The organism is Parapedobacter lycopersici (assembly GCF_024643285.1).
Taxonomy (GTDB): domain Bacteria; phylum Bacteroidota; class Bacteroidia; order Sphingobacteriales; family Sphingobacteriaceae; genus Parapedobacter; species Parapedobacter lycopersici.
Genome location: NZ_JAMSLW010000001.1, coordinates 385,641 through 411,336, shown reverse-complemented (window position 1 = coordinate 411,336; position 25,696 = coordinate 385,641). Strand labels below are relative to the sequence as shown.

Here is a 25,696-nt window from a genome sequence, read left to right as displayed (position 1 = left end):
CTATGGCCAATACCATTTTCGACCATTTAAGCCATGCGTTTGAAACGCCCCTAAGCAACCCGGTGCTTATTTTTTCCCTGATCCTGCTGATTATCCTACTGTCTCCGATACTTTTGCGCCGCATTAAAATCCCGGGGATTATCGGACTTATTCTATCGGGTGTCGTTATTGGCCCGCACGGACTCAATGTACTCGAACGGAATTCGGCGGTTGACCTTTTTTCCACTATCGGGTTACTTTACATCATGTTTATTGCCGGCCTGGAGCTTGATATGAATGAGTTCCGGAAAACCAGGCATAAGAGTGTGTTATTCGGGTTCTTCACCTTTGCCATACCCATCTTAATCGGCTACCCCGTATGCTATTACATACTTGGATATGACATGCTGGCCAGCACCATGATATCCAGCATGTTTGCCACCCACACCTTGGTCGCTTACCCCGTAGTGAACAGCTATGGTATATCAAAAAATGAAGCGGTAGCCATTACCATCGGCGGTACCATCCTTACGGATACGGCCGTATTGATTATTCTGGCAGTCGTAGTCGGTGCCTCCCAGGGTGCACTGAGCCAGCAGTTCTGGATAAACATCGGGGTTTCCTTCGCAATTTTCCTGCTGATTATGTTCGGTGTAATCCCGCGGATAGCCAAATGGTTTTTCCAGAAAGTAGAAGGGGAAAAAACGGCGCATTATATCTTCGTGCTTTCGGTGGTCTTTTTCGCTGCATTCCTGGCAGAGCTGGCCGGTCTGGAACATATTATCGGCGCCTTCGTTGCCGGATTGGCATTGAACAAACTGATCCCGCATTCCTCCGCGCTGATGAATCGTATAGAATTTATCGGTAATGCCATTTTCATTCCGTTTTTTCTGATCAGTGTAGGGATGATCGTGGATACCAGCGTACTGCTTCAGGGTCCTGCTGCACTGATTATTGCCGCCACGCTGACGGTGGTTGCGATATGCAGCAAGTGGATTGCGGCCTGGTTCACGCAGCTGGTGTTTAATTATTCGGGCGCCCAGCGGCAGGTAATTTTTGGGTTAAGCAGCGCCCATGCCGCAGCAACCCTGGCAGTGATTATGGTAGGATACCGTTATGAAGTCATTGACGAAAATGTATTGAATGGAACGATTGTACTGATCCTGGTCACCTGTATTGTGGCCTCGTTGGTTACGGAGGCAGCGTCGAAGAAAGTGGTGCTGGCGGGCGACCAGGATACAGTGACGAGTGAACGGAATGTGGCACGGGAAGAACAGCTGATGCTGCCGATAGCCAACCTGAATAACATGGAATCGCTCCTTGATTTCTCCATATTGATTAAAAGCAAGCGTTCACCCCACCCGGTAACCCTGCTAACCGTGGTGCCCAACAATGAGCTGGCCGAACAGAACCTGAAACGGGCACGGAAAAACCTGGACTCCACGGCGAAATACGCGTCAGGCAGTGAAACCGAGGTCAGTATGATGGCTACCATTGACCATAACGTAGCCAGCGGAATCAGCAGGGCTGCCCGGGAAGTGGCTGCCGATGGAATTCTGCTTGGGTGGCCCAGCAAGCCCGGCATTATTGAAAAAATGGTGGGAGAGAAGACGGAAAGTATCCTGAACCAGACCGACGCAAACCTTTTTATGTGCCAGGTAGATAAGCCGCTGATCGGACAGAAACGAATCACTCTGTTCTGTCCGCCACTGTTCGAATCGGAGCTTGGCTTTTCCTTTTGCATGGAAAAAATCCTGCGGCTTTCACAGGAATTAACAATCCCCGTCCTTTGCGTTGCCGATGCACGCACCCAAAGGGCAGTTTCGGAATATATGGAAGTCCACAAAACCAGCACGCGTATCCTGTACGAGAATTACGACGGTTGGGACGATTTAAGCGGATTACGGCAGTTTGTCAAAGATAACGACCTGATTATATTTGTTTCGGCGCGTCAGGGCGAGGTATCCTATCGGCATTCTTTCGATGGGATCGCCAAAAAACTGGGCAAGGTATATGCGCCGTACAACCGTATTCTGATTTTCCCGAGCCGCAGGGCCGGATATTCATTGGACGAATACGAAGATGTTTCCACCGCACCTATTTTACAGCGTATCGGACGGGGCATAGGCAATATCTTCACGAAAGAAAAATAAGACACACATACAACATATGGAAGCAGCGAGCATAACCAAAACTGAACACGGCGCCCTCCAGGTCCCCGCGCATGTGATCATTCCCTTTATTATCGGCGACGGAATCGGTCCGGATATCTGGCGGGCCTCGGTACGTGTATTTGATGCCGCCGTGGAATTGGCATATGGCCAGGCACGCCGGATTGCCTGGAAAGAGGTGCTGGCCGGTGAAAAGGCATATCGGGAAACCGGGGAGTGGCTTCCGCAGGCAACACTCGATACCATATCGAAGCACCTGGTAGCCATCAAAGGTCCGCTTACTACCCCCATTGGCGGCGGGATCCGGTCATTAAATGTGGCCATCCGCGCAGCACTTGACCTTTATGTATGCGAGCGCCCGACGCGGTGGTTTCCAGGCGTACCCTCACCCGTAAAGCATCCGGAGTACGTGGATATGGTCATCTTCAGGGAAAATACGGAAGATATCTATACCGGTATTGAATTTGCAGCCGGTTCGGCGGAGGCCAGGAAAGTCGGCCGCTTTTTACAGGATGAAATGGAGGTGGATTACGCTTTTACGGCTACCACGGCAATTGGCATTAAAACCGTTTCAGAAGAAGGCTCCAAACGGTTGGTACGTGCGGCTATTGAACATGCGATCCGGCAACACCGTCCGTCGGTTGCGCTGGTACACAAGGGAAATATCATGAAATTTACCGAAGGCGCATTTAAAAACTGGGGATATGAGGTGGCCGAAACGGAATTTGCCGATCAAACCTACACCTGGGCACAATGGGAGCGGACGAAAGCGGCATCAGGAGAGGCCAGCGCAAATGCAGAACAGGAAAAGGCCGTTGCATCGGGTAAAGTGATTATCAAAGATGTCATTGCCGACAATTTTTTACAGCAAATATTGCTGAATCCGAGGGATTATTCCGTTATTGCCACCTTGAATCTGAATGGCGACTACATCTCTGATGCACTGGCAGCGATTGTTGGCGGTATCGGCATTGCACCGGGAGCCAATATCAATTACAAAACAGGCCATGCCGTATTTGAAGCTACGCACGGCACCGCACCGCGGTTTGCAGACACAGACAGCATGAACCCCTCCTCGGTTATTCTCAGCGGCGTTATGATGCTGGAATATATGGGATGGGCCGAGGCAGCCACCCTCATTGTTAACGGGTTGCAGGAGGCGATTCTCCAAAAAACCGTGACAGTCGATTTTTTCAACCAGATGGATGGCGGAAAGTTATTGAAGACCAGTGCATTCGGGGATGAGATTATTCGTCACATGAACGCATTGATTTGATCCGGTCCATAAAATAAAAACCGGCTTTGGCCGTTCGATATACTAAAACAGATACGTAACACGATAATCATTAAATCCCATGGCCGAAATTCTGCTGGTGGAAGACGACACCACGTTTGCTGCGATACTTGAAAACTTTCTCAAAAAGAAAGGGTTTGGGGTGACGGTCAAGTACAGTGTGAAGGGCGGTATTGAAGCACTTAAACACGGTACGTTTCATTTGATATTACTGGATTACCGTCTGGGTGACGGGGTAGGGCTCGACGTGCTGGACGCCCTGCGGGACCGCGACCAGTTTATTCCATCCATTATCATGACCAGCTTCAATGATGTCCGCACGGCCGTGCGGGCCATCCGGCAGGGGGTCTTTGACTACATCACCAAACCGGTTAATCCCGATGAGCTGCTTATGGTAGTCAATGAAGCGCTGGCGGAGAAAACGACGGAAAATAGGCATGCAGCCGCGCGGCTGGATAAGGAAACGGAAGTCCCGGCAGGAACCGACTTTGTGGAAGGCACCACGTCGGCCGCCAAAAAGCTGCATGAATACATCGCCCTGGTAGCGCCGACGGACATGTCTGTGCTGATCCGCGGCGAGAGTGGAACGGGCAAAGAGTATGTGGCCCGGTCAATCCACCGCATGAGTAAACGTGCAGATCAGCCCTTTGTATCGATCGACTGTGGGACACTGTCCAAGGAATTGGCTTCAAGCGAGCTGTTCGGGCACATTAAGGGGTCCTTCACCGGCGCATTAAATGATAAAATAGGCCAGTTTGTCGAAGCATCCGGCGGCACGCTCTTTTTGGATGAAATCGGTAACCTGTCTTATGAGGTTCAGGTTAAACTATTACGGGCATTGCAGGAAAAAGTGATTCAGCCGGTGGGCGCCAACAAGACCATCAGCGTCGATGTGCGGGTGATTGCCGCTACAAATGAAGATCTGTTGGGAAGCGGCAAATTCAGGGAAGACCTGTATCACCGGATCAATGAGTTTGAAATTATCGTTCCCGCACTCCGTGACCGCCGCGGGGATTTCCGGCAGTTCGTGGATTTCTTTGTTAACAAAGCCAACGAAGAACTCGGCCGCTCGGTTACCGAATTATCACCGGAGGTACAGGAGATTTTTGACACTTACGACTGGCCCGGCAACCTCAGGGAGCTCAAGAACATCATCAAACGGATGGTGCTGCTATCACCATCCACAACCGCGGAACTGGCGGCATTGCCCGAAGAAATGGTATTTGCCATCCGAAACCAACCCGCCGATACGCAGCCGCTTGCAACAGCCGACAACCCTGACCTGCGGCTGCACAGCGAGATACATGAGCGCAAGCTGATTATGGATGTACTGCAAAAAGCCAAATACAACAAAAGCAAAGCGGCCCAAATGCTGAATATCGACCGTAAAACATTGTATAATAAGATGGAAAAATACGGCATCGAGTAGTACGTTCCGGTATTATCGGTAAGATGCCTATAATGTTTTCATCGATATTCTACTATTGTTGAATATTTTACAACATATTATTAATATCATTAAATGATTAATAATATAATTGCTAATTTTGCTGCCTAATAGCAAGGGCGGAAGATCATACCAATCCGACAATGATTCAGGCCGGCCCACATAAGACATTTCAAACAATAAATACCATAGCGATCAATGAAACATAATTTTGGAGCAGGACCCTGTATTTTACCCCAGGAAGTTTTTCAGGAAGCTTCACAGGCGGTACTGGATTTTAATGGTACCGGATTATCTATTTTGGAAATCTCGCACCGGAGCAAGGAATTCGATGCGGTAATTGTGGAAACGGAGCAGCTTATCCGTGAACTGCTCTCGGTGCCCCAGGGGCATGCCATACTGTTCTTGCAGGGCGGCGCCAGCACCCAGTTTGCCATGGTGCCGATGAACCTGTTACCGGAAGGAGGCAAGGCAGCTTACCTGGATACCGGTACCTGGGCAAGCAAAGCCATTAAAGAAGCGAAAAAAATAGGGGAGGTAGCCGTTGTTGCATCATCTTCAGACGCCAATTACAATTACATCCCGAAAGCGTATTCTGTACCGTCGGATGCGGCATATTTCCATTACACTTCCAACAACACCATTTATGGGACGGAGATCTTTGAAACACCCAAAACAGGTGTTCCGATAGTTGCCGACATGTCATCCGACATCCTGAGCCGTAACATCAATGTGGCGGATTTCGGACTGATCTATGCCGGCGCGCAAAAGAATATGGGACCTGCCGGTGTAACATTGGCAATTGTAAAAGAGGAGTTATTGGGCAAAACCGGCCGCACGCTGCCTACCATATTTGACTACCAACCCCATATTGCAGCGAAATCCCTGTATAATACACCTCCTGTCTACTCGATCTATGTTTCGATGCTTAACCTTCGCTGGTTGAAGAAAAAAGGCGGACTGGATGTCATTGAGCAGGAGAACATCATCAAAGCACGGACGTTGTATGATGAGATCGAACGCAATCCGTTGTTTAAAGGAACAGCAGTTGCCGAAGACCGGTCGCGGATGAACGTGACCTTCGTAACGGAGGATAAAGCACACGAAGCTGCTTTTCTGGAATTAGCCAATGCCCGCGGACTGATTGGACTGAAGGGGCACCGCAGTGTCGGAGGTTTCCGTGCATCCATCTATAACGCATTGAGCATTACCGGGGTAAACGCGCTGGTAGATGCCATGCAGGAATTTGAAGAACAGCACAAGTAACAGCGTTTCCGTTGCCTTATTAATGCATTAGCTCACCGTGGCATGCCGTAGGTATTGCCCGTAAAATCGTACATTCAACATGAAAATATTAGCAAACGACGGGATTGATCCATTGGGTAAATCATTATTGGAAAAAGCCGGATTCACGGTGGACACCGAACATATTCCACAGGATCAATTAGCCGAAAAGCTGCCGGCCTACGATGCCATTACAGTCCGTAGTGCCACCAAAGTAAGAAAAGAACTGATTGATGGCTGCCCGGACCTGAAATTGATCGGCCGGGGTGGGGTAGGAATGGATAACATTGACGTGGCTTATGCCCGTTCCAAGGGAATCGCCGTAGTAAATACGCCGGCCGCTTCCTCACTTTCCGTTGCCGAACTGGTATTTGCACACTTGCTTAGCGGCGTACGGTTTTTATACGACTCCCAAAGGAAAATGCCGGTTGAAGGCGACACCAATTTCGGTGGCCTGAAAAAAGCCTACGCCAAAGGTGTGGAACTGCGCGGCAAGACACTGGGAATCGTCGGTATCGGCCGCATCGGACGGGAAACGGCAAAAGTGGGCCTGGGATTGGGTATGGATGTTATTGTCAGTGATCTTTCTGAAGCGCCTGCCAGCCTGCCGGTAACCTTATCAGGTGGCATTACCGTGGATGTACCCATTAAGCAAGTACCGCTGGAAGAACTGTTACGGAATTCCGATTTTATCTCGCTGCACGTACCGTTTACGGACAAACCGGTGATCGGTGCGGCCGAGTTCGAATTGCTGAAGCCAGGTGTCGGATTGGTTAATGCTGCCCGTGGGGGTGTAATTGACGAAGAAGCGCTGATTGCAGCATTGAATGCCGGTAAAGTCGCTTTTGCGGGACTGGACGTATTTGATAACGAACCTACTCCACGGAAGGAACTGCTTACCCACCCCAAAGTGTCGCTCACACCGCATATCGGTGCAGCTACGGGAGAGGCTCAGGAGCGTATCGGTGAAGAGCTGGCCAACCTGATCATCGCACAGTTAACGAAATAAATACTTCTTTTTCAGCGCAAACGGGCAGTCATCAGACTACCCGTTTGTAGCTGGATGCTGCAAATTATAGTGAAATGAAAGTTATCAAGTTTGGGGGGACTTCCGTGGGGAGTGCAGCCCGGATAAAAGGCCTGTTAGACATTATCGATCCAAATGCACGCCAGATTGTCGTGCTTTCTGCCGTGGCCGGTACAACGAATGCCCTGGTTGAAATCGCAGCTGCTTACACCAATGGCGACAAGGCCAAAGCTGAACAGGATATTGAAGCACTCCGCGCGCATTACAACACCCTCATCGGCGAGCTTTTCAGTACGGAAGAAGGACGATATAACGGGAACGAGCTGATCAACTATCATTTCGACCTGATTGCGTCGTTTTCCAATCAGCTGTTTACACCCATCGAGGAAAAGATTATCCTGGCACAGGGCGAATTGATTTCCACTTCGCTGTTCCATTTTTACCTGACGGAAATCGGGGTCCGGTCCAAATTATTGCCTGCACTCGATTTTATGAAAATTGACGAGGACAATGAACCCAAAATTGATTTTATCCGGGAGAACGTAAATGAATTATTGCTTCAATCAAGCGATCATAATTTCTTTATAACTCAGGGATATATATGTAGAAATTCTTTTGGTGAGATTGATAACTTGCGGAGAGGGGGGAGTGACTATACCGCTTCGCTGATCGGTGCAGCTATCGGTGCAGAAGAGATCCAGATATGGACGGACATCGACGGCATGCACAATAATGACCCGCGTATTGTAAAAGACACAAAACCAATAGCGAGCCTGAGTTTCGATGAAGCGGCGGAATTGGCCTATTTTGGCGCCAAAATCCTGCACCCGCAAAGCGTATTCCCGGCCCAGCGTTATAACGTTCCCGTCCGCATTCTGAATACCATGGCTCCACAGGCTTCCGGTACGCTGATCAGCAGGGAGGGAGCTGCCAAAGGAATTGTCCGGTCCGTAGCCGCAAAAGACGGCATCGTAGCTATTCGTATTCAATCGTCACGCATGCTACTGGCTTATGGATTCTTACGGCGGGTTTTTGAGGTATTTGAACGTTACAAAACTCCGATAGACATGATTACGACGTCGGAGGTTGCCATATCACTTACGATCGATGATACCCGGTACCTGGCCGATATCGAAAAAGAACTCAAGGATTTCGGCACGGTAGCGATCGACCTGAATCAGACCATCGTCTGTGTAGTCGGTGATTTCGGACCGAATACACATGGATATGCATCTCGCGTGTTGGACGCGGTGAAACACCTCCCGGTACGGATGATTTCCTACGGCGGCAGCAATTATAACATTTCACTGCTGCTGCAGACCGAACATAAGGTAGAAGCCTTACGGTCGTTACACAACAGGCTTTTTTAGGTAAAATAAGTGATAAGCCATTATGTTTGATCCTACACTCAGCGAACTATTTTCCCGGCAGGAAACCCCTTTCTATTATTACGATATGGACCTGCTGAACCGTACGCTGGCGGCCGCAAAAACGGCGGCAGCGGCCCGGGGGTTTCATATCCATTATGCATTAAAAGCCAATTTTAATCAACGGGTATTGGCTGCCATCCACGGCGCGGGCTTTGGCGCCGACTGTGTCAGCGGCAATGAAGTTAAAAAAGCCATTGAGATCGGCTTTGACCCGGCGAAAGTCGTTTTTGCCGGTGTCGGCAAATCAGATAAGGAGATCAGCTATGCGCTGGACCGTGATATCTTTGCCTTTAACGTAGAGTCCGTCCAGGAGCTGTCCGTCATCGACGGACTTGCAGCAGCTGCCGGTAAAACGGCACGGGTGGCACTCCGCATCAATCCGAATGTGGATGCACATACCCACCAGTACATTACCACCGGACTGGACGAAAATAAATTCGGCATTCCCCAATGGGAGCTTGGCGACGCCATTGAAACCCTACGGCAATGCAGCCATGTGGAGTTAATCGGCATCCATTTTCATATCGGCTCGCAGATTACCGACCTGAATGTATTTAAGAGCCTCTGCGTAAAAGTCAATGAGCTGAACGGCTGGTTCGACGAGCGGGGTTACCGCTTGCAGGTGCTAAATGTGGGTGGAGGGCTCGGTGTCGATTACCATCACCCGGACACCAATAATATACCCGATTTTGATGCGTATTTCGGGATCTTCGCTGATTTCCTGGAACGCAGGGCAGGGCAGGAGGTACACTTTGAGCTGGGCAGGGCGCTGGTATCGCAATGCAGTAGCCTCATCAGCCGGGTGCTGTATGTGAAAAACGGGATTAAGAAGAATTTTCTCATCCTTGATGCCGGAATGACCGAGCTGATGCGTCCGGCATTATACCAGGCATACCACCAGATTGAACGGGCTGACGCCGGTTTTGCAGGAACCGATGTATCCGAATTGCATTACGACGTGGTTGGACCGATCTGTGAAAGCACGGACTGCTTTGGCAAGGAAGTGTTGCTGCCCGTTTCAAAACGGGGCGACCTCATTGCGATCCGCACGGTGGGCGCATATGGCGAGGTGATGGCCTCACGCTACAACCTCCGCGACGAAGTACGTTATGTTTACAGTGATGCGTTAGCGTAATTGCCGTTTCCGTTGCCTTCTGTTACAACAACTGGCTTTCCGTCGTTTCAAAAACCGAATCAATTTTCCAGTTGGCACTGTCCTTTGCAGCCTGCACGGCCAGTTGGTCGCAGCGTTCGTTCTCGGGGTGTCCTGCATGTCCCTTGACCCAGACAAACCGCACACGATGCTGCCGGTACACCGTCAGAAACCGCAGCCATAGGTCCTTATTCTTTTTCCCGGCAAAGCCTTTCTGCACCCAACCGAACACCCAGCGTTTCTCAACGGCATCCACAATATATTTGGAATCGGAATAAACCACCACCTCCTGGCCCGTTTTTTTCAATGCTTCAAGGCCTTTGATAACGGCCAGTAATTCCATCCGGTTATTGGTTGTTTTCCGGAATCCCTCGCTCAGTTCCTTATAATGCGGACCTGATCGCAGTATTGTTCCATATCCTCCCGGACCCGGATTTCCGCTGGACGCGCCGTCAGTATACAATTCGATCATGGTGAGCAAAGGTAACTCATTCTCCTAAATTTCAGGTGCACTTGTTTGAATTCCGCATATTCGTTGTATTTTGGTGCTGGCATCATCAGCATCACAGGCAAATGAAACATGTTGTTGTATTCACGGGCGCCGGAATTTCTGCCGAAAGCGGTTTAAAAACGTTCCGGGGCAGCGACGGACTTTGGGAAGGGTACCGCGTGGCCGATGTGGCTACACCGGAAGCATGGGCCAGCGACCCGCAACGCGTGCAGCATTTCTATAACATTCGAAGAAAGGCGGTATTGGAAGCTCAGCCGAATGCGGCGCATACCGCCCTTGTGCAACTGGAGCAGCGGTATAAGGTGACCGTGATCACCCAGAATATTGATGACCTGCATGAGCGGGCGGGCTCGGGTCAGGTAGTGCACCTCCATGGCCTGATTACGCGTTCGCAGTCCAGCATCGATCCGCGCCTCACTTATCCGGTCGAAGGAAGTGAAATCCCCATGGGCGAATACTGTGAACGGGGAAGCCAGCTCAGGCCACACGTCGTTTGGTTCGGTGAGCCGGTGCCGGCGATGGAAAGGGCGGTACGGCTCTGCCGGGATGCCGATATTTTCATTGTAATCGGTACTTCCCTCCAGGTATATCCCGCCGCCGGGTTGCTGCACGAAATCCCGATGGAAACGGCAATGTATTTCATCGACCCGGAGGCCTCACAATTGGCGACGGGCAGGATCGTGTGTATGAATGAAAGGGCTACGGTCGGGGTTCCGCAGCTGGTTGGTCAGCTGCTGGCGGAATGATGCAGGCCGGGCTGGCCTGCCGTTATCCTTCGTTTCGTTTATATGTATCCAGGAAAGATGCCCGCATCTCACTGAAACGCAAGGCAACCGATTGTGTAAACAGCTCATCCAATAATTGAAATACGCCGTTTACACCATCAGTTATATCCATTTCTGCGACCTTATAGACCTGTTCCAATGTTCCCTGTTCGAATTTAATGATGAATTTCTGGTTCATCGAAAAGATCGTGATCTTGAATTCGGGGTGGGGGAGTTCGGCTACAGTCCGCATAATATTATGTATATCATTTATACCACACCCTGGGCTCTCATCGCATCGGCCACCTTAACAAAGCCACCGATGTTGGCACCTTTCAGGTAATTAATGACACCATTGGAATCTTTACCGTAATGCACACAGGTATCATGGATATCATGCATGATTTTCTTCAGCCGCGCATCCACTTTGTCAGTCGACCATTGCTGGCCAATCCGGTTCTGCGACATTTCCAGTCCCGATACAGCAACGCCACCGGCATTAGCTGCCTTTCCGGGTGCATATAATATTTTTGCCTTTAATATGACCTTGATGGCTTCTGCCGTTGAAGGCATATTAGCACCTTCAGCGATACACATACAGCCATTGGCAATCAGTGTTTTGGCGTCCTGTTCATCCAGCTCATTCTGCGTAGCACAAGGAAGTGCAATATCGCATTTGAAGCCCCAGGGTTTTTTACCTTCGTGGTATTCTGCCGGATAGCGCTTGGTATATTCAGCAAGGTTTCTATTTAAGCTATTAACGTAATCCAATTTCTCCACGGTAAAGCCATTTTCGTCGTATATGGTGCCGTTGCTATTGGAAACGGTAATTACTTTTGCTCCCAGGGAAAGTGCCTTGATGGCTGCATAATACGCAACGTTACCCGCGCCCGAGATTGTGATTACTTTTCCTTTCAACGAGTTCTGGTTTTCATAGAACATACGCTCCACGAAATACAGCAGTCCGAAGCCGGTAGCCTCCGGCCGGATATAGCTGCCGCCCCATGAGGGTCCTTTGCCGGTAAGCACACCGGTAAAATTATTCTGAAGCCGTTTGTACTGGCCGAACAGGAAACCGATTTCCCGTTCACCCACACCGATATCTCCAGCGGGCACATCCGTTTCCGAACCGATATGCCGGAACAATTCGGTCATAAAGCTTTGGCAGAACCGCATGATTTCGTTATCCGACTTGCCCTTCGGATCAAAATCCGATCCGCCCTTGCCGCCGCCCAGCGGAAGTCCCGTCAGGCTGTTCTTAAAGATCTGTTCAAATGCAAGAAATTTCAAAATGCTCAGGTTCACAGTAGGTGAAAAACGCAGACCGCCTTTGTAGGGGCCAAGGGCGCTGTTCATCTGCACGCGATAACCACGGTTGACCTGTACCCGATTCTTATCGTCAAGCCAGGTAACGCGGAATGAAATCACACGCTCCGGTTCCGAAATACGTTCCAGTAACTTCTGGTCTATCAGTTCTTTTGCATGTTCTTCAATGTATGGAATAATGTCTTCTACAACTTCCTTAACTGCTTGGATAAATTCTGGTTGGTGGGGGTTACGTTGTTCGACGCCTGCCGTAAACGTTTTGAAATAACTTGACATGCTAATTGATTAATATAGATTTTTACGCCGGCAAATTTAAAAAAATTAAACAGAAATCCACCTTTTGCAACAACAATAATAACAACGGCAAAGATTTATTATTAAAATTAAAAAATGTTGGTAGTAAAGCGTTTTGGAATGACTACCGAAGTCGGCTAAGTTGGCTCATGAAGCCTAAATTCCGGCTCCGAGAACGGATCGGGTAAGGCAGCAGCCAGTTTCGGGACTTATTCGGCATTTGTTCGGGAATGGTTCGCCAATACTTCGGGAATCCTTCGGGGTTTTTCGGAACGCAACGCATTGCGCACCGAACAGCCCCGAAGCCGACTCGAAGACCAGTCGAAGAAGCCTCGAACAAGTCCCGAAGCGGTGTCGAAGAAACCCCGAAGCCGACCCGAACAACTCTCGAACAAGTATCGAAGCAGATTTATTTAAATAACCAGCTGGCTGGATTGACCCGGCGGATTACAATTTTTATAAATAATTACATCATTTTTCTTATGATAAACACAATACTAACAGCAATTTATAAATTACCATTCAGTGCGTTTTCCCATCAACTATGCAGTATGATTTTGCGTTAAGATCTCCATGTGATTTATTCAATAAATTATTCATATAATTTACGTTATGTTAAGTAGTAAATCAGAAATACCACCCTAACACTTTGCAAGCGGCACGGTAAGTATTCCCAATACCTACGACAGTCTGGCACACTGCTCTCTTTAATACAGTTTGTCAACAAAAAATGCCGGAAAGTCATTTTCCGGCATTTTTCAAACGGGCCTGTATCATTTTACCTGTCCGGTATATTTATCGTTTATTAAGCAGTCGCTTTAGCGATCATTAATGCAGCTACCGTTAAATTATTCCGGCTATCGATCAGTATGGCGCCGCCGTTACTCTTGTTGCGCGCGTACTCATCAAACGCCAGTGGATCGGCAGATTTAAACTGGATTTTTCCGATGTCATTTAATCCAAAATGCCCGTCAGTCGTCTTTTCCAGTGTATTCACATCCACTTTATAGCGAATATCCTGCAATTTTATCTTCGTTGTTTTTCCGTGATGCTGAATCAGGTATACCTGACTGATGTCCAGTGGTTTTGTATCCATCCAGCAGATATCGGCTTCAAATTCCTGTGAAACAGCGGGTTGCTCATCCTGCTTAACCAGCATGTCTCCCCTGCTGATGTCCAGGTCGTCGGCGAGGTGTATCACAACCGATATTCCATCCTCCGCGGTGTTCAACGACTCACCGGCCAGTTCGATCTGTGTAATCCGGCTGCTGAATCCGGAAGGAAGGACAGCTACCTGGTCGCCTACATTAAAACTGCCGCCTACCACACGTCCGGCATACCCCCTATAATCGGGCAGTGCCGCCGTTTGCGGTCGGATAACCCATTGCACCGGAAAACGAGCCTGTTGCTCAGTATTTGGCTGGTGGGTATCCACGGTTTCCAGGAAATTCAACAGGTAGGTCCCCTCATACCAGGGCATATTGGCAGACGGAGCGGCAATGTTATCTCCCTTTAACGCGCTTACGGGTATAAAGTCCACCTGATTGATGCGGAGGTTTTCCGTCAGCTGCTCGTAGTCGGATTTGATCTTGGCGAAAACCGCCTCGTCATAGTCAACCATGTCCATCTTATTGACGCATACCAGCACATTGGGTATCGCCAACAGGGAAACAATAAAGGAGTGCCGGCGTGTCTGTTCAATCACGCCTTTGCGGGCATCGATCAGAATAATGGCCAGGTCGGCATTGGAAGCTCCGGTGACCATGTTCCGGGTATATTGAATGTGGCCCGGCGTGTCGGCGATAATAAACTTGCGTTTGTCTGTTTGAAAGTATTTATACGCCACGTCAATGGTAATGCCCTGCTCCCGCTCGGCCTTCAGGCCATCCGTAAGGATAGCCAGATCAATGGTGCCATCGTTATTTTTGCGGTTGGCCCGCTGGATTGCTTCCAGCTGGTCATCCAGGATTGAGTCTGTATCGTATAATAATCGGCCAATCAACGTGCTCTTACCGTCGTCAACACTTCCAGCCGTTATAAATTTAAGTAAATCCATTTTTTCAGATAATGAAATTAATAGGTATTAACCCTGCCGGGCGTTTTCCTGCTGTTAAAAATATCCGCCTTTTTTACGGTCTTCCATGGCGGCTTCGGAAACCTTATCGTCCATCCTCGCGCCGCGTTCGCTGATTTTCGACTGTTGTATCTCTTCGATAATATCATCGATTTCAAAAGCTTCCGAAAGTACCGCCGCAGTACACGTCATATCGCCTACCGTGCGGAACCGCACTTTGCGGTATTCTACGATGTCCTCGTGATCCATATTCAAAAATTCAGCCGCAGCCATCAGCTGGCCGTTGCGCGTAATCACGTTGCGTTCGTGTGAGAAATAGATGGATGGCAATTTGATGTTCTCCCTGCGGATATAGTTCCACACATCAAGCTCGGTCCAGTTGCTGATTGGAAAAACCCGGACATTCTCCCCTTTATGGATACGGCCATTGTACACATTCCAGAGTTCGGGCCGCTGGCGTTTGGGATCCCATTGGCCAAACTCGTCCCGTACCGAGAATATCCGTTCTTTGGCCCGTGCCTTCTCTTCGTCGCGACGGGCACCACCGATACAGGCGTCGAATTTATGTTCGGCGATGGTATCCAGCAGCGTAACCGTCTGCAGCATGTTCCGGCTTGCGTTCTTGCCTTTTTGCTCAACTACTTTCCCGGCATCGATACTGTCCTGTACATAGCCGACAATCAGCTTTTCGCCCAACCGGGCAATCAATTCATCGCGAAATGCAATGGTTTCCGGAAAATTGTGCCCGGTATCAATGTGCACCAGTGGAAAAGGGAATTTGCCCGGCCGGAATGCCTTTTCAGCCAGGTGCACCAATGTAATGGAGTCTTTTCCCCCCGAAAACAGCAGTGCGGGATTCTCAAACTGACCCGCCACTTCGCGCAGGATATGTATCGCCTCCGCCTCTAATTGATCCAAATAATCCATATATAGCTTTTCTTTCTATTTGCCTTTCTTTACTATGCGGTGTTTGCTTAGGTTGCATGCAGTCCGCATTCCTTCTTGCTTTGGTCCTCCCACCACCACCTGCCGGCACGGAAGTCCTCCCCTTCCTGCACCGCCCGTGTACAGGGGGCGCATCCAATGCTCGGAAAACCTTTGTCGTGCAGCGGGTTGTAGGGAATATTATTGGCTTTTACAAAGCGCTTCACCTCGTCCAGCGTCCAATGGTATATGGGGTGGAATTTAACCAGCCCATTGGTGCCGTCCCACTCCACATCCGTCATTCCCTGACGGTTATCGGATTGGTCGGCCCGTATCCCGGTTATCCAGCAGGCAGCGCCTGCGAGCGCGCGCTGGAGCGGCTCTATTTTACGTATGCGGCAGCACTCCTTCCGGTTTTCCACCGAATCATAAAAACTGGAGGGACCCTTCTGTGTGATCAGCTGTTGCACGGCGTGGGTATCCGGAAAATAAGCTTCGATCTCTTTTTGATACCGTTCCAGCGTGCGGTTCCAGGTATAATACGTTTCCTGGAACAGCCTGCCCGTTTCCAGTGTAAACACCCGGATAGGCAGGTTATTTTCAAAGATCAGGTGTGTAATCAACTGGTCTTCCAGGCCGAAGCTCGTCGAAAAAACAAGCTCTCCAGGAAAACGTGCGGCCAGCTGGGCCAGGGCTTCTTCCGGCTGCCGGTCCTTGATCAACCCGGTCACTTCATTTACCAATGTATTCATTTCCTCTCCTTTGAATCGACCAACATCGCGGTATGCGCGTTTAACTGCCTCACCTTATCGGCAAAATTACCTTTCAATTGATCGCGCAGCCTGCCCATGTAATCGAGCGTTTCGTCAATTTCATGTGGCAATGCTTCATTAAGTAATTCCTTTATCCTTTTGGCAATGGTAGGTGATTTGCCATTGGTGGATATTCCTATTTTTAAATTCCCTTTCTTAACGATGGACCCCAGATAAAAATCACATAGTTCCGGCTTATCCGCTACATTAATCAAAATGTGGCGCCTGCGCGCCTCCTGGCGGATGTGGTTATTCAGCGGTGCGTTGTTCGATGCAACCACAGCGACGTCCACCCCATCCAGGTCAGTATATTCAAATGCCCGCTCATCCAGCAGTATGTCGGGGTATGCAGCAGCAAAACTACGTACTTCCGCGCTGATTTCCCGGGCAACCACGGTAATTTTTGTATGGGGACTATTGCCCAGCAATGCGGTCAGCTTTTCCAATGCAACGGGCCCTCCGCCAACCAGCAGCACCTGCAGGTTATTCAACTGCAGAAATACAGGAAATAATTCATTGCCGGTGCTCCGTTGGTTCATACCGCAATATTCTTATGTTTCCAGGCACCGAAACTTTCGTGCTTGGCGACCACCTCACCGATAACGATCACCGCCGGGGCTCCGATCCCCTGTACCCCTGCCCGTTCAATAATCGTATCCATTGTTCCAAGTGCTATTTTCTCGTTGGGCAGGGAGCCGTTCTGAATGACCGCTATCGGTAACTTATGTCGGCCCTCGGCTTCATATACCCGCACAATTTCCGCTAACTTATTCAGTCCCATTAAGATAACAACCGTTGCCGAAGTTTTGGCTGCGGCGTAAATATCATCGGAGATGACGCCGGCAGTAGTCGCACCCGTGATTACCCAGAAACTTTCACTGACTCCGCGGTATGTCAGCGGAATCCCCTGCAGCCCGGCGAGTGCGATGGAGCTGGAAATACCCGGCACCACGCTCGTTGCAATGTGGTGACTGGCCGCATATTCAAGCTCTTCCCCTCCCCTTCCGAACACGAAAGGATCGCCGCCCTTAAGTCGCACTACATGTCCGTGGGAGCGTGCATAGGAAACCATCAATTCATTGATTTCCTGTTGGCTGTAAGCGTGTTTATTCGCCCGTTTGCCCACAAATACACGGAGGGCACCTTCAGGTGCATAACCAAGCAGTTCTTCATTGACCAATGCATCATAAAGCACCACATTGGCCTTTGCCAGTGCTTTCAGTCCCTTGAGACTGATTAGATCGGTATCCCCCGGTCCAGCCCCCACCAGCGTTATTTTGGGATGTGCGTTCATTCGCTTCGTCTGTTATCGCAATTCAATACGTGAAATTGCGGTGATATTAACCATTTACAGCTGTTGCAACTGCCTTTTTCGCCGCGATTGTCTGATAAAAATCAATGGCGTCGGCTAGGTACTGGCGTGCAAATGCCTCCGTGGGCTCGTTTTTATTGATTTCAAGCAGTTTTTCCTCAAAGCTATTGGGTAATGTAATTTCGCCCGATTCCACGAAATTGGTGTCAAAATCGCGGATAATGGCAATTTGAGTACTGCTGTGGATTCCCTTGTCGAGCAGCAATGCCTTTGCTGCGCTGACATACATGCTGTACGCATGGTAGATGGCATCCGCATATGCGCCAGCGCGGTAACTTTCGTTTGCCCAGTCCAGTTTTTCCTCAGCTTCGAAGAGCAGTACCGACACCAGGTCAATCACGACACCGGCACATTCCCCGACACCAATGGCTTGCTGATAGGTCTCCTGGTGTCCCCAGTCAACAAACTCTTCCTCCGTCAGGTTGGTGAGGTCAGCCAGTGGTTTCAGCATGCGGTAAAAATAATCTTTTGTCTGCCGGTCGAAGTACACATGGAAGCGTTCTTCCGGGGTGGAGTTTGCCAGGTAGTCATCCAGCAGCAGCCGTACGGCGTTTACAACCCGTTTCGACGGCACTTTAATCACCCGTTCGGCCACCCGCCCATCGCCATCGCCCAGCACCCCGCCGCCCAGCATAATCTGTGCGGCCGGAACAACCCGGCCAACCGCTTTCAGCGAGCTGCCGTGTATACCGATATGCGCGATGCCGTGCTGCCCGCATGAGTTCATGCAGCCACTTATTTTGATCTTAAGGTCACGATCGTAAACAAGGTCCTCATACTCTTCATATATCAACGATTCCAGCACCCTGGCCATCTCCGTGCTATTGGAAATACCCAGGTTACAAGTATCCGTACCCGGGCATGTGGTTACATCGGCAACGCTGTCAAAGCCGGGCTTTGCAAATCCGATCCTGCTTAATACATTGTATATCCGGGGAAGTGACTCCTTTCTCGCAAATTTCAGCAGCAGCCCCTGATTTTGGGTTACCCGGACTTCATCGGCCACATGGCCACGGATACCGGCGAGCAGTTCACGTGCTTTTTCGGTCGGCATGTCTCCGGTCGGCACCTTGATATAGACGGCATAAAACCCGGTTTGCTTTTGTTCCCACACATTGGTTTTTTCCCAGATCTCATATGCGCGGCGATCGGTTACTTCTTCGACTTCAGCAGGAACGGATTCCGGCGGAGCCGGCAATGGAACAGCGTCCCGGTCGATTGCAAATGTTTTCACTTTGATTGCAGTCCACTCTTCCGCGATCAGACGCTTCACTTCGTCCAGTCCCAGTTTTTGGATCAGGTATTTAAACCGGGCTTTATTCCGGTTGTTCCGTTCGCCATACCGGTCGAACGTACGCAGTACGCTTTCCGAATATGGGATAAGCTGGTCTTCCGGCAAAAATTCATGCACTACGTGCCCGGCCATCGGCTGTGCACCCAAACCACCGCCGAGCACGACCCGGAAGCCGCGTTCTTCAATACCGTTCACTGTCCGTACCCGGGGGATAAAGCCCAGGTCCTGTCCGAAAGCAAACGCCGTATCGCGTGAACTGGATGAAAAACCGAATTTAAATTTCCGGCCAAGCTCCTGGCAAATGGGATTACGCAGGAAATAAGCAAATGTGGCATGTGCGTAAGGCGATACGTCAAAAGGCTCTTCGGGATCTATTCCCGCCTGTGGTGACGCCGTTACGTTACGGACCGTATTGCCGCAGGCTTCCCGTATGGTTACGTCATCTTCGGCCAGTTTTGCCCAAAGCTCGGGCGTGCGGTCCAGGCTCACAAAGTGGATCTGGATATCCTGTCTGGTCGTAAAATGGAGATTGCGGATGGCATATTCGTCTGATATGTCCGATATACGCAGCAATTGTTTGAAAGTAGCCTTTCCGAAGGGCAATTTTATCCGGACCATCTGAACCCCGGGCTGCCGTTGCCCGTATATTCCACGTGCCAGACGCAGGCTTTTGAATTTATCTTCGGAGATCGTACCCGCCCTATAAGCCCTGATTTTGCGTTCAAGCTCAATAATTTCTTTTTCAACTACTGGATTTTCGAGTTCCGTTCTAAAACTTTGCATAGTTGTCGTTTAGCTTATCAAATAAATCACCGGTTTAACGGTAAATATTATATGGTAAATGAAAAACCTCCCCTAATTTTTAGCGGAGGCGTCATCTTGTTATCCACACTTATGTATAACGGCTGCCCCTCACTTTACAGCGTTAGTACACGGCATCAGATTATGCATAAATTGTTTCATGGGACAAATATACGTAATGCATATAGAAGTAGTAGTATAAATTGTCAAAAAACAGTAGTTTTAATTTATCGTCCTTCGTTTGGCTTACTCCAGTATAAGTTCGATGACCGGGATTTCCACATCCGGCTTGATCACAGGCAGCTCAACAATGAGGTCGTTCTCACCGGCCGTTACTGTTGTATGCCCGCCTGCCGGAGCCGCAGTACGCGAGGTGTACTGTACTTCCGAACCGTCATGCAGGAATTGGGCATAGGCGACCTTTCCTTTATAATTAGGCAGGTACAGTGTTTTGAACGGCCATTGCAACAGGTGCACATAAAGCCTTTTGGTTTCGGGATTGTAGGTGAGCAGGCAGTTATCGGGCTGTTCAAATGTAGCGGGGGCTGCCGTGCAACCATATATCGACCGGTTATTGTATTTCATCCATTGGCCTATTGCGGCGAGCCGCTCTTTAGCCCGTTCGTCAAAATTACCACGGGCTGTGGGTCCGACATTGAGCAATAAGTTCCCTCCTTTACTTACCACCTCAATAAGCATGGCAATCAGCTGGTTGTTGCTTTTCCAGCTATGCTCATCGCGATGGTAACCCCACGAACCGGAGAATGTCTGGCACGTTTCCCAGGGCACCTGTACCCCATCACGCTCCGGCCAGGCACTGGGCATGAACTGTTCCGGTGTCACGTAGTCCCATCCCCAGGATTTATCATTCAGATCGAGCCGGTCATTGATAATGATACCGGGCTGCAAACGTCTCGCCAGTTCCAACAACCCTTCGCTATCCCAGTCTTCGTGCCCCTTGCCGTCTTCCCCGGGGTAGGAAAAATCAAAAAAAAGCTGATCGATTTTCCCGTATTCGGTAAGCAGTTCGGTCAGCTGGTTTTTCAGGAACTGCCGGAAATTGTCCATATCCCGCCGGGCGTTCGCTGCCCGGGCCTCTTTGTTGTTACGCAGCGGATGCACACGGTCTATTGTAAAATCAGGGTGGTGCCAGTCGATCATGGAAAAGTAGAATCCGACTTTAAGTCCCTCCGCGCGAAAGGCATCGACAAAGGGTTTAAGCAAGTCGCGGTCCGCAGGCGTATTGGTCGCTTTGTAGTCACTGTATTCTGTATCCCAGAGACTGAACCCTTCGTGGTGCCTTGTGGTCAGCACGACATATTTCATCCCCGCGGCTTTGGCCTGCGCAGCCCATTCCTTCGGGTCATACAAATCCGGATCAAATCGCTCAAAATACCGGTCGCGGTACACTTCGGTGGACAACTGTTCGTGATTTTGAACCCATTCATGGCGGGCTGGCACTGCATATAAACCCCAGTGGATAAACATGCCGAACCGGTCGTGTCGCCACCAAGCCATCCGTTCCGTCCGGTGTTCCGGTGTTTCCTGTGCCCAGACCGGTACCGCTCCCTCCTGTGCATCAGCCACCAGGGCTGCAGCCGTTAAATACAGGAAGCATACGAGAAATAATGTTTTCTTCATCGCGATTAAGGTTTATATCTTTGATTAGGTGCAGCTTTCATTCCGCCATTGCGGAATGGATTCATTTCCGGCTATCCTGCCAGATCAGTTTTTCGTTTTGCCGGCGCTCGAAAAAATCGGTACACCGGCCGTCGCCCGCTCCGGTATAACCGCCATCCGGACTGCATATCAGGTTACAGGCGCTGTCCAGCAGCTGACTGGGTAAATCGCAGCAATATGCGGGAATGTAATATACCGTTTGTCCGTTGTATTGGTACTGCCAGACACTACCGGGCGGGTTTCTTACATTTGCCGCCTGGATCTGCTCGATTGCCTGTTTAATGCAGGGAGGCACTTCCTCCCGGGTTAGATTTTGACTGCTGCAGCCGGTCACGGATAACGCGATACCTACGGCCAGTGTTGTTATGTCGGTTAAGCCTCTCATGATTCATACCGCTTAGTCTGTATAAAGGTAACATTTATATTGATGTATGGAACACTAAAAAATGAACTAACTGAACAGACATACCGGTTGGTCGAAACCCGCTGGTACGGAAACAGCCCGTCCGGATAAATCACGGAAAGTCCCCCGAAGGAAACTAGTAGAATCCGGTGTCCCGGCAATACCGTCCGGAAAACAGAACAGTTGGCGTCAACTGATTTAAAAGTTTGTTTTACAACATGTTAGATAAAGCACATACGTTGACGTTTCCGGAAATAGACGGTTATTACTATCGTTGCGATACCGGCAGCGCATAGCGCCTATTTGCCGCTGTTTTGCCGGAAAGCAGAACACATTTGCGAAACGCAACCTACTGAATTTATTAACAGTAAAGGTTTTGGCATTATTTGTGGTAATTATTTTTGATATTTTTGTTATCGCTGCGATTATTTTCCGTATGGCTACAGAACGAAAACATCGCATACTGCTTAATGTATTGTAATTTTTTATATAGGGTTTTTCAGCATGTCTACAACTCTGAAACGGATTAAGGAATATATTGATTTCAAAGGCATCCGCATAAGTACATTTGAAAAGTCCATAGGCATTTCAAACGGTTCCTTCGGTGGGCAATTAAAGAAAAATAAGACAATAGGCGTTGATAAGTTAGAAAGCATTCTACGGCTCTATCCTGACTTGAGTGCTGAATGGGTACTCACGGGAAACGGCACCATGCTCAAAGATACCGAGAGTTACGAACAGACCATCGAATCATTGAGAAAGGTGATCAGGGCCCAGGAGAAAACAATTGCCGTATTGGAGCGCTTTATTCCCGTGAAACAGTAAACGGCCCGTCAAAACACGGTCTTCCTCTGGCACCGGATAAACCGGTGTTTATTTCAGTATTGTATTGATCATTTCCCGATAGGCAGTTGCATGTTGCATCATGCCGATATCGTTGGGATGAACGCCGTCGACAGTCGACTCCGTACCCATGCCGATAGCTTCCGTTGTCAACAGGTATAGCCCTTTTGTGCCTTGACTGACCAATTTTTGATAAGCCGAACGCATCAGTTCACTCGTATGCCGGTAGTTTGCGCTCCTGGCGGTATCAATCACCTGCGGTGACCCGCCCCCACTGTGCTCAACCAGCAGGATCGGCGTATCCGGATGTCTTTCTTTCAGGTGCGTTACCGCATATTCAATCCGGGCCAGGATTTCAGGATCGGGAACCGACCCCGGAGTTAGGTTTGGCATGCAATCCAGCACAAAAAGGCGTGCATCCACGGTTGCAATCAAATCAATTAACGGCTTCTCCAACCGACCGTTCCCCGAAAAACCGAGATTCACCATTGGAAGATCAAGCTGCCTTGCCAAAATAGATGTCCAGGCCAGTCCCGGTCGACTGGCGCACGCGCCCTGTGCAATGGATGTCCCGTAGACGATAACAGGGCGGTCAGCCGTGGCCGGCACAAATTCAAAAGCCGCATCAGGCCCCACCCCTATTTCCATCCAGGTCACGCTATTATAAAGCGGCAGGTACAACCGCATTTTTTTTTCATTGCCGATGGCCAGATTAGCAAAACGGTAGGTAATGGTATCGCCAAACTGGTATGATCCTGCTGCCCAGTCCCAGCCGCCGTTTTTATGTTTTGCATACAGGTCCACCCCGCTGACACCCGTAGCGGGCATATGCGGCATGTCCAGCGCTTCCGAAACCTGGTAGCGCACGGTAATGGAGCTGGCGTCGGTTGTAAACTCGATATACACGCCCGCATGCTGGCGGGATAAATTCCATACCGGCGGCCTGACCAGTTGTTCCATATCATCCGGAAGACGATAATAACTCCCTTCCAGGGAAGCGATGGGTAATTGTCCCTGGATGGTGTGGGTATTTCCGTCCATTGGATTTCTCCATCGCATTTCCTGGGCATGGACCGACAGGGTACCGAAGCAGGTAAAACACAATAATATAAGGCATACATTCGTTCTCATAACATTAGGAATTAAGCGGTTATCGTTTCGCTAAAATAGTGTTTTCGCTGATAAAATCCCATTTAGTATTTCATTTTCGACCAACGGGATGTAGCATATTTTAGTTAAGTTTGTAGTGATCAAAACAAATACCTTATAAACGACCCATGCAGCTATCGATTGTTCTGACCACGAAATACCGGCTGTTGAGCATGGCTGCCATCGTGGATGTTTTTGAAACTGCCAACCGGTTTTTACGGGAAGAAGGCAAGTCCGATTTTTTTGAAATTACATTTGTGGGTATTGCACCGGATAACGTGCTGCCTGATGCCATTAACCATATCCCCTACGCCACATTTACTGCCGATCGCCAATATGACCTTGTTTTCGTTCCGGCATTCGGGCCGGTAGACCTGGGAAATACGCTGGCTGAAAACGGCTGTTTCTTACCCTGGCTCCGGGCACAGTATGAACGTGGCGCTACACTGGCCAGTATCTGTACCGGTGCTTTTCTGCTTGCCGCATCCGGACTGCTGAATGGCAAAAAGGCGACAACCCACGTAGACGCAGCCGACAAGCTGGCTGCTTATTTTCCGGAGGTCGATATCCAGCAGGATGCCGTGGTTACGCAGGACACCAATATCTATACCAGCGGCGGGGCCACAAGCGGTTTTCATTTAAAGCTGGCGCTGCTTCAGAAATACTGCGGCAGGGCACTGGCTGTCCGCATTGCGAAAGTGTTTTCCATTGATATGGATCGGGAAAACCAGGCCTATTTCAGCCATTTTGAACCTGCGGAAGCGCACGATGATGAGCTGGTCATGCGCGTGCAGCACAAAATCAAACAGGAATTCCCCGAAATAAAAAGTATTGAAGAGGCCATTGCAGACATCCCCGCGAGCAGACGCAATTTTGTCCGCCGTTTTAAACAGGCCACAGGCCTGACCCCTATCCGGTATTTGCAAAAAACCAAAATAGAAGCGGCTAAGAAGCTATTGGAAAATACAGAAAAGGGCCTTTTTGAAATCATGTTGTGCGCGGGTTATAACGATATGAAAAATTTCCGGCAGTTATTCAAAGAAAACACCGGCATGACACCGAAAGCATATCGTGATAAATTTGCGATGCGATTTGAACCGATCATTTAATCAGTATGCAGTATCCTGCCCGGATAATATCAGTCCTAATGATCGCTGTGCTGGCCTGTTTCACCGCGTTTGCACAGCCCAAACCCGGCAAGGAACGGATCAGCATTGAATTACCTGCTGCTTACCGGTGGAAAAGCCAGAAAATCCCCAAAGACACCAAAGCCATCCGCGGCACATTATATACCGTGCGCACGGCAACAGGGGAAACGGCGCCTGTTGACTCCATTGTGATTACCACGATCGACAAACGGTATTACCCCATGAAGGCTGAGGGTGCTCCGGAAGAAAAATGGGCATATGTAAAGTCGGCCTGCCCGCAGGCCGCCCTGGAAATCATCGACCGGAAAGTTGCCTCGGGCCGCACGGCAATCCTTTATTGTATCAGCCCGCCCAGCGAAGCGGACAACGTGTGTGGGTCTTCCGTTTTACTGGCTTATATCGTGGAAGGCCCTACCGCGCTCCATACCATCGAACTTCACATCCCCGTGGCGCAGTACAGTCCCGAAATGGCGGCCATGTGGCGTGATATCCTGCTCGGCGCGGTAATCTCGTAAC

23 protein-coding genes are annotated in these 25,696 nt (G+C 49.7%); 11 read left to right on the top strand and 12 right to left on the bottom strand.

Features of this window, described 5'->3' with window-relative positions; all coding sequences use genetic code 11:
* The first annotated feature begins 2 nt into the window (after positions 1 to 2).
* From NEV57_RS01895 to lysA, 7 genes are all read left to right on the top strand, one after another.
* Positions 3 to 2,132, top strand: a complete 2,130-nt coding sequence (locus NEV57_RS01895; RefSeq protein WP_257656589.1) for a cation:proton antiporter — start codon at positions 3 to 5, stop codon at positions 2,130 to 2,132.
* A 16-nt stretch (positions 2,133 to 2,148) separates the two neighbouring features.
* Entirely contained in the window at positions 2,149 to 3,426 is a 1,278-nt protein-coding gene (icd, locus tag NEV57_RS01890) for an NADP-dependent isocitrate dehydrogenase (protein ID WP_257656588.1), read from the top strand.
* A 79-nt stretch (positions 3,427 to 3,505) separates the two neighbouring features.
* The gene (locus NEV57_RS01885) at positions 3,506 to 4,873 is read left to right on the top strand and encodes a sigma-54-dependent transcriptional regulator (RefSeq protein ID WP_257656587.1); all 1,368 of its coding nucleotides are present in this window, start codon (positions 3,506 to 3,508) and stop codon (positions 4,871 to 4,873) included.
* A gap of 216 nt (positions 4,874 to 5,089) precedes the next feature.
* Positions 5,090 to 6,157 (top strand): 3-phosphoserine/phosphohydroxythreonine transaminase, encoded by a 1,068-nt coding sequence (gene serC / locus NEV57_RS01880; RefSeq protein WP_257656586.1) that lies wholly within the window; start codon positions 5,090 to 5,092, stop codon positions 6,155 to 6,157.
* A gap of 79 nt (positions 6,158 to 6,236) precedes the next feature.
* Positions 6,237 to 7,184 (top strand): D-2-hydroxyacid dehydrogenase, encoded by a 948-nt coding sequence (locus tag NEV57_RS01875; protein WP_257656585.1) that lies wholly within the window; start codon positions 6,237 to 6,239, stop codon positions 7,182 to 7,184.
* Between the two features lie 74 nt (positions 7,185 to 7,258).
* Positions 7,259 to 8,572: an aspartate kinase gene (locus NEV57_RS01870; protein ID WP_257656584.1), complete on the top strand. Its 1,314-nt coding sequence runs from the start codon at positions 7,259 to 7,261 to the stop codon at positions 8,570 to 8,572.
* A 22-nt stretch (positions 8,573 to 8,594) separates the two neighbouring features.
* Positions 8,595 to 9,767 (top strand): diaminopimelate decarboxylase, encoded by a 1,173-nt coding sequence (lysA, locus tag NEV57_RS01865; protein WP_257656583.1) that lies wholly within the window; start codon positions 8,595 to 8,597, stop codon positions 9,765 to 9,767.
* Positions 9,768 to 9,789: 22 nt separating this feature from the next.
* Here lysA and rnhA read toward each other — a convergent pair whose 3' ends face one another.
* Positions 9,790 to 10,257: a ribonuclease HI gene (gene rnhA / locus NEV57_RS01860; RefSeq protein ID WP_257656582.1), complete on the bottom strand. Its 468-nt coding sequence runs from the start codon at positions 10,255 to 10,257 to the stop codon at positions 9,790 to 9,792.
* 101 nt (positions 10,258 to 10,358) lie between these two features.
* Here rnhA and NEV57_RS01855 point away from each other — a divergent pair, with 101 nt between their 5' ends.
* Positions 10,359 to 11,042: an SIR2 family NAD-dependent protein deacylase gene (locus NEV57_RS01855; RefSeq protein WP_257656581.1), complete on the top strand. Its 684-nt coding sequence runs from the start codon at positions 10,359 to 10,361 to the stop codon at positions 11,040 to 11,042.
* A 22-nt stretch (positions 11,043 to 11,064) separates the two neighbouring features.
* On the opposite strand, the gene NEV57_RS01850 is transcribed toward NEV57_RS01855, so the two are convergent.
* From NEV57_RS01850 to NEV57_RS01805, 10 genes are all read right to left on the bottom strand, one after another.
* Positions 11,065 to 11,313, bottom strand: coding sequence for a hypothetical protein (locus NEV57_RS01850; protein WP_257656580.1), 249 nt, complete (start codon positions 11,311 to 11,313; stop codon positions 11,065 to 11,067).
* 17 nt (positions 11,314 to 11,330) lie between these two features.
* On the bottom strand, positions 11,331 to 12,662 hold the full coding sequence (gdhA, locus tag NEV57_RS01845) for an NADP-specific glutamate dehydrogenase (RefSeq protein WP_257656579.1): 1,332 nt from the start codon (positions 12,660 to 12,662) through the stop codon (positions 11,331 to 11,333).
* 823 nt (positions 12,663 to 13,485) lie between these two features.
* Complete coding sequence (locus NEV57_RS01840) at positions 13,486 to 14,736, bottom strand: sulfate adenylyltransferase subunit 1 (RefSeq protein ID WP_257656578.1); 1,251 nt, start codon at positions 14,734 to 14,736, stop codon at positions 13,486 to 13,488.
* A gap of 54 nt (positions 14,737 to 14,790) precedes the next feature.
* Positions 14,791 to 15,681: a sulfate adenylyltransferase subunit CysD gene (gene cysD / locus NEV57_RS01835; RefSeq protein ID WP_257656577.1), complete on the bottom strand. Its 891-nt coding sequence runs from the start codon at positions 15,679 to 15,681 to the stop codon at positions 14,791 to 14,793.
* 47 nt (positions 15,682 to 15,728) lie between these two features.
* A complete protein-coding gene (locus tag NEV57_RS01830; RefSeq protein ID WP_257656576.1) occupies positions 15,729 to 16,430 on the bottom strand; it encodes a phosphoadenylyl-sulfate reductase in 702 nt (233 codons plus the stop codon).
* Positions 16,427 to 17,029, bottom strand: a complete 603-nt coding sequence (locus NEV57_RS01825; RefSeq protein WP_257656575.1) for a precorrin-2 dehydrogenase/sirohydrochlorin ferrochelatase family protein — start codon at positions 17,027 to 17,029, stop codon at positions 16,427 to 16,429. The genes NEV57_RS01830 and NEV57_RS01825 overlap by 4 nt, the downstream gene beginning before the upstream one ends.
* Positions 17,026 to 17,784 (bottom strand): uroporphyrinogen-III C-methyltransferase, encoded by a 759-nt coding sequence (gene cobA, locus NEV57_RS01820; RefSeq protein ID WP_257656574.1) that lies wholly within the window; start codon positions 17,782 to 17,784, stop codon positions 17,026 to 17,028. Before cobA ends, NEV57_RS01825 begins: the two co-directional genes overlap by 4 nt.
* A 46-nt stretch (positions 17,785 to 17,830) precedes the next feature.
* A complete protein-coding gene (locus NEV57_RS01815) occupies positions 17,831 to 19,939 on the bottom strand; it encodes a ferredoxin-like domain-containing protein (protein ID WP_257656573.1) in 2,109 nt (702 codons plus the stop codon).
* A gap of 264 nt (positions 19,940 to 20,203) precedes the next feature.
* A complete protein-coding gene (locus NEV57_RS01810) occupies positions 20,204 to 21,598 on the bottom strand; it encodes an alpha-L-fucosidase (RefSeq protein ID WP_257656572.1) in 1,395 nt (464 codons plus the stop codon).
* Between the two features lie 61 nt (positions 21,599 to 21,659).
* Positions 21,660 to 22,022: a DUF6970 domain-containing protein gene (locus NEV57_RS01805; RefSeq protein WP_257656571.1), complete on the bottom strand. Its 363-nt coding sequence runs from the start codon at positions 22,020 to 22,022 to the stop codon at positions 21,660 to 21,662.
* Between the two features lie 522 nt (positions 22,023 to 22,544).
* On the opposite strand from NEV57_RS01805, the gene NEV57_RS01800 reads away from it, so the two are divergent.
* Entirely contained in the window at positions 22,545 to 22,865 is a 321-nt protein-coding gene (locus NEV57_RS01800) for a hypothetical protein (RefSeq protein WP_257656570.1), read from the top strand.
* Positions 22,866 to 22,913: 48 nt separating this feature from the next.
* Here the strand turns inward: NEV57_RS01800 and NEV57_RS01795 are convergent, their stop codons facing one another.
* On the bottom strand, positions 22,914 to 24,014 hold the full coding sequence (locus NEV57_RS01795) for an SGNH/GDSL hydrolase family protein (RefSeq protein WP_257656569.1): 1,101 nt from the start codon (positions 24,012 to 24,014) through the stop codon (positions 22,914 to 22,916).
* Positions 24,015 to 24,160: 146 nt separating this feature from the next.
* Between NEV57_RS01795 and NEV57_RS01790 the strand changes: the two genes are divergently transcribed.
* Together NEV57_RS01790 and NEV57_RS01785 are read left to right on the top strand one after the other, a co-directional pair.
* Complete coding sequence (locus NEV57_RS01790; protein ID WP_257656568.1) at positions 24,161 to 25,141, top strand: GlxA family transcriptional regulator; 981 nt, start codon at positions 24,161 to 24,163, stop codon at positions 25,139 to 25,141.
* 38 nt (positions 25,142 to 25,179) lie between these two features.
* Positions 25,180 to 25,695, top strand: coding sequence for a hypothetical protein (locus NEV57_RS01785; protein ID WP_257656567.1), 516 nt, complete (start codon positions 25,180 to 25,182; stop codon positions 25,693 to 25,695).
* The last annotated feature ends 1 nt before the right edge of the window (position 25,696 follow it).

What these genes read in the sequence shown, in the direction of transcription:
- rnhA (WP_257656582.1), bottom strand. Translation starts at nt 10,257, where the DNA reads ATGATCGAATTGTATACTGACGGCGCGTCCAGCGGAAATCCGGGTCCG.
- NEV57_RS01870 (WP_257656584.1), top strand. Translation starts at nt 7,259, where the DNA reads ATGAAAGTTATCAAGTTTGGGGGGACTTCCGTGGGGAGTGCAGCCCGG.
- NEV57_RS01810 (WP_257656572.1), bottom strand. Translation starts at nt 21,598, where the DNA reads ATGAAGAAAACATTATTTCTCGTATGCTTCCTGTATTTAACGGCTGCA.
- NEV57_RS01785 (WP_257656567.1), top strand. Translation starts at nt 25,180, where the DNA reads ATGATCGCTGTGCTGGCCTGTTTCACCGCGTTTGCACAGCCCAAACCC.
- NEV57_RS01805 (WP_257656571.1), bottom strand. Translation starts at nt 22,022, where the DNA reads ATGAGAGGCTTAACCGACATAACAACACTGGCCGTAGGTATCGCGTTA.
- NEV57_RS01895 (WP_257656589.1), top strand. Translation starts at nt 3, where the DNA reads ATGGCCAATACCATTTTCGACCATTTAAGCCATGCGTTTGAAACGCCC.
- NEV57_RS01840 (WP_257656578.1), bottom strand. Translation starts at nt 14,736, where the DNA reads ATGGATTTACTTAAATTTATAACGGCTGGAAGTGTTGACGACGGTAAG.
- NEV57_RS01855 (WP_257656581.1), top strand. Translation starts at nt 10,359, where the DNA reads ATGAAACATGTTGTTGTATTCACGGGCGCCGGAATTTCTGCCGAAAGC.
- NEV57_RS01830 (WP_257656576.1), bottom strand. Translation starts at nt 16,430, where the DNA reads ATGAATACATTGGTAAATGAAGTGACCGGGTTGATCAAGGACCGGCAG.
- NEV57_RS01790 (WP_257656568.1), top strand. Translation starts at nt 24,161, where the DNA reads ATGCAGCTATCGATTGTTCTGACCACGAAATACCGGCTGTTGAGCATG.
- NEV57_RS01795 (WP_257656569.1), bottom strand. Translation starts at nt 24,014, where the DNA reads ATGAGAACGAATGTATGCCTTATATTATTGTGTTTTACCTGCTTCGGT.
- gdhA (WP_257656579.1), bottom strand. Translation starts at nt 12,662, where the DNA reads ATGTCAAGTTATTTCAAAACGTTTACGGCAGGCGTCGAACAACGTAAC.
- NEV57_RS01800 (WP_257656570.1), top strand. Translation starts at nt 22,545, where the DNA reads ATGTCTACAACTCTGAAACGGATTAAGGAATATATTGATTTCAAAGGC.
- cobA (WP_257656574.1), bottom strand. Translation starts at nt 17,784, where the DNA reads ATGAACGCACATCCCAAAATAACGCTGGTGGGGGCTGGACCGGGGGAT.
- serC (WP_257656586.1), top strand. Translation starts at nt 5,090, where the DNA reads ATGAAACATAATTTTGGAGCAGGACCCTGTATTTTACCCCAGGAAGTT.
- icd (WP_257656588.1), top strand. Translation starts at nt 2,149, where the DNA reads ATGGAAGCAGCGAGCATAACCAAAACTGAACACGGCGCCCTCCAGGTC.
- lysA (WP_257656583.1), top strand. Translation starts at nt 8,595, where the DNA reads ATGTTTGATCCTACACTCAGCGAACTATTTTCCCGGCAGGAAACCCCT.
- NEV57_RS01875 (WP_257656585.1), top strand. Translation starts at nt 6,237, where the DNA reads ATGAAAATATTAGCAAACGACGGGATTGATCCATTGGGTAAATCATTA.
- NEV57_RS01850 (WP_257656580.1), bottom strand. Translation starts at nt 11,313, where the DNA reads ATGCGGACTGTAGCCGAACTCCCCCACCCCGAATTCAAGATCACGATC.
- cysD (WP_257656577.1), bottom strand. Translation starts at nt 15,681, where the DNA reads ATGGATTATTTGGATCAATTAGAGGCGGAGGCGATACATATCCTGCGC.
- NEV57_RS01825 (WP_257656575.1), bottom strand. Translation starts at nt 17,029, where the DNA reads ATGAACCAACGGAGCACCGGCAATGAATTATTTCCTGTATTTCTGCAG.
- NEV57_RS01885 (WP_257656587.1), top strand. Translation starts at nt 3,506, where the DNA reads ATGGCCGAAATTCTGCTGGTGGAAGACGACACCACGTTTGCTGCGATA.
- NEV57_RS01815 (WP_257656573.1), bottom strand. Translation starts at nt 19,939, where the DNA reads ATGCAAAGTTTTAGAACGGAACTCGAAAATCCAGTAGTTGAAAAAGAA.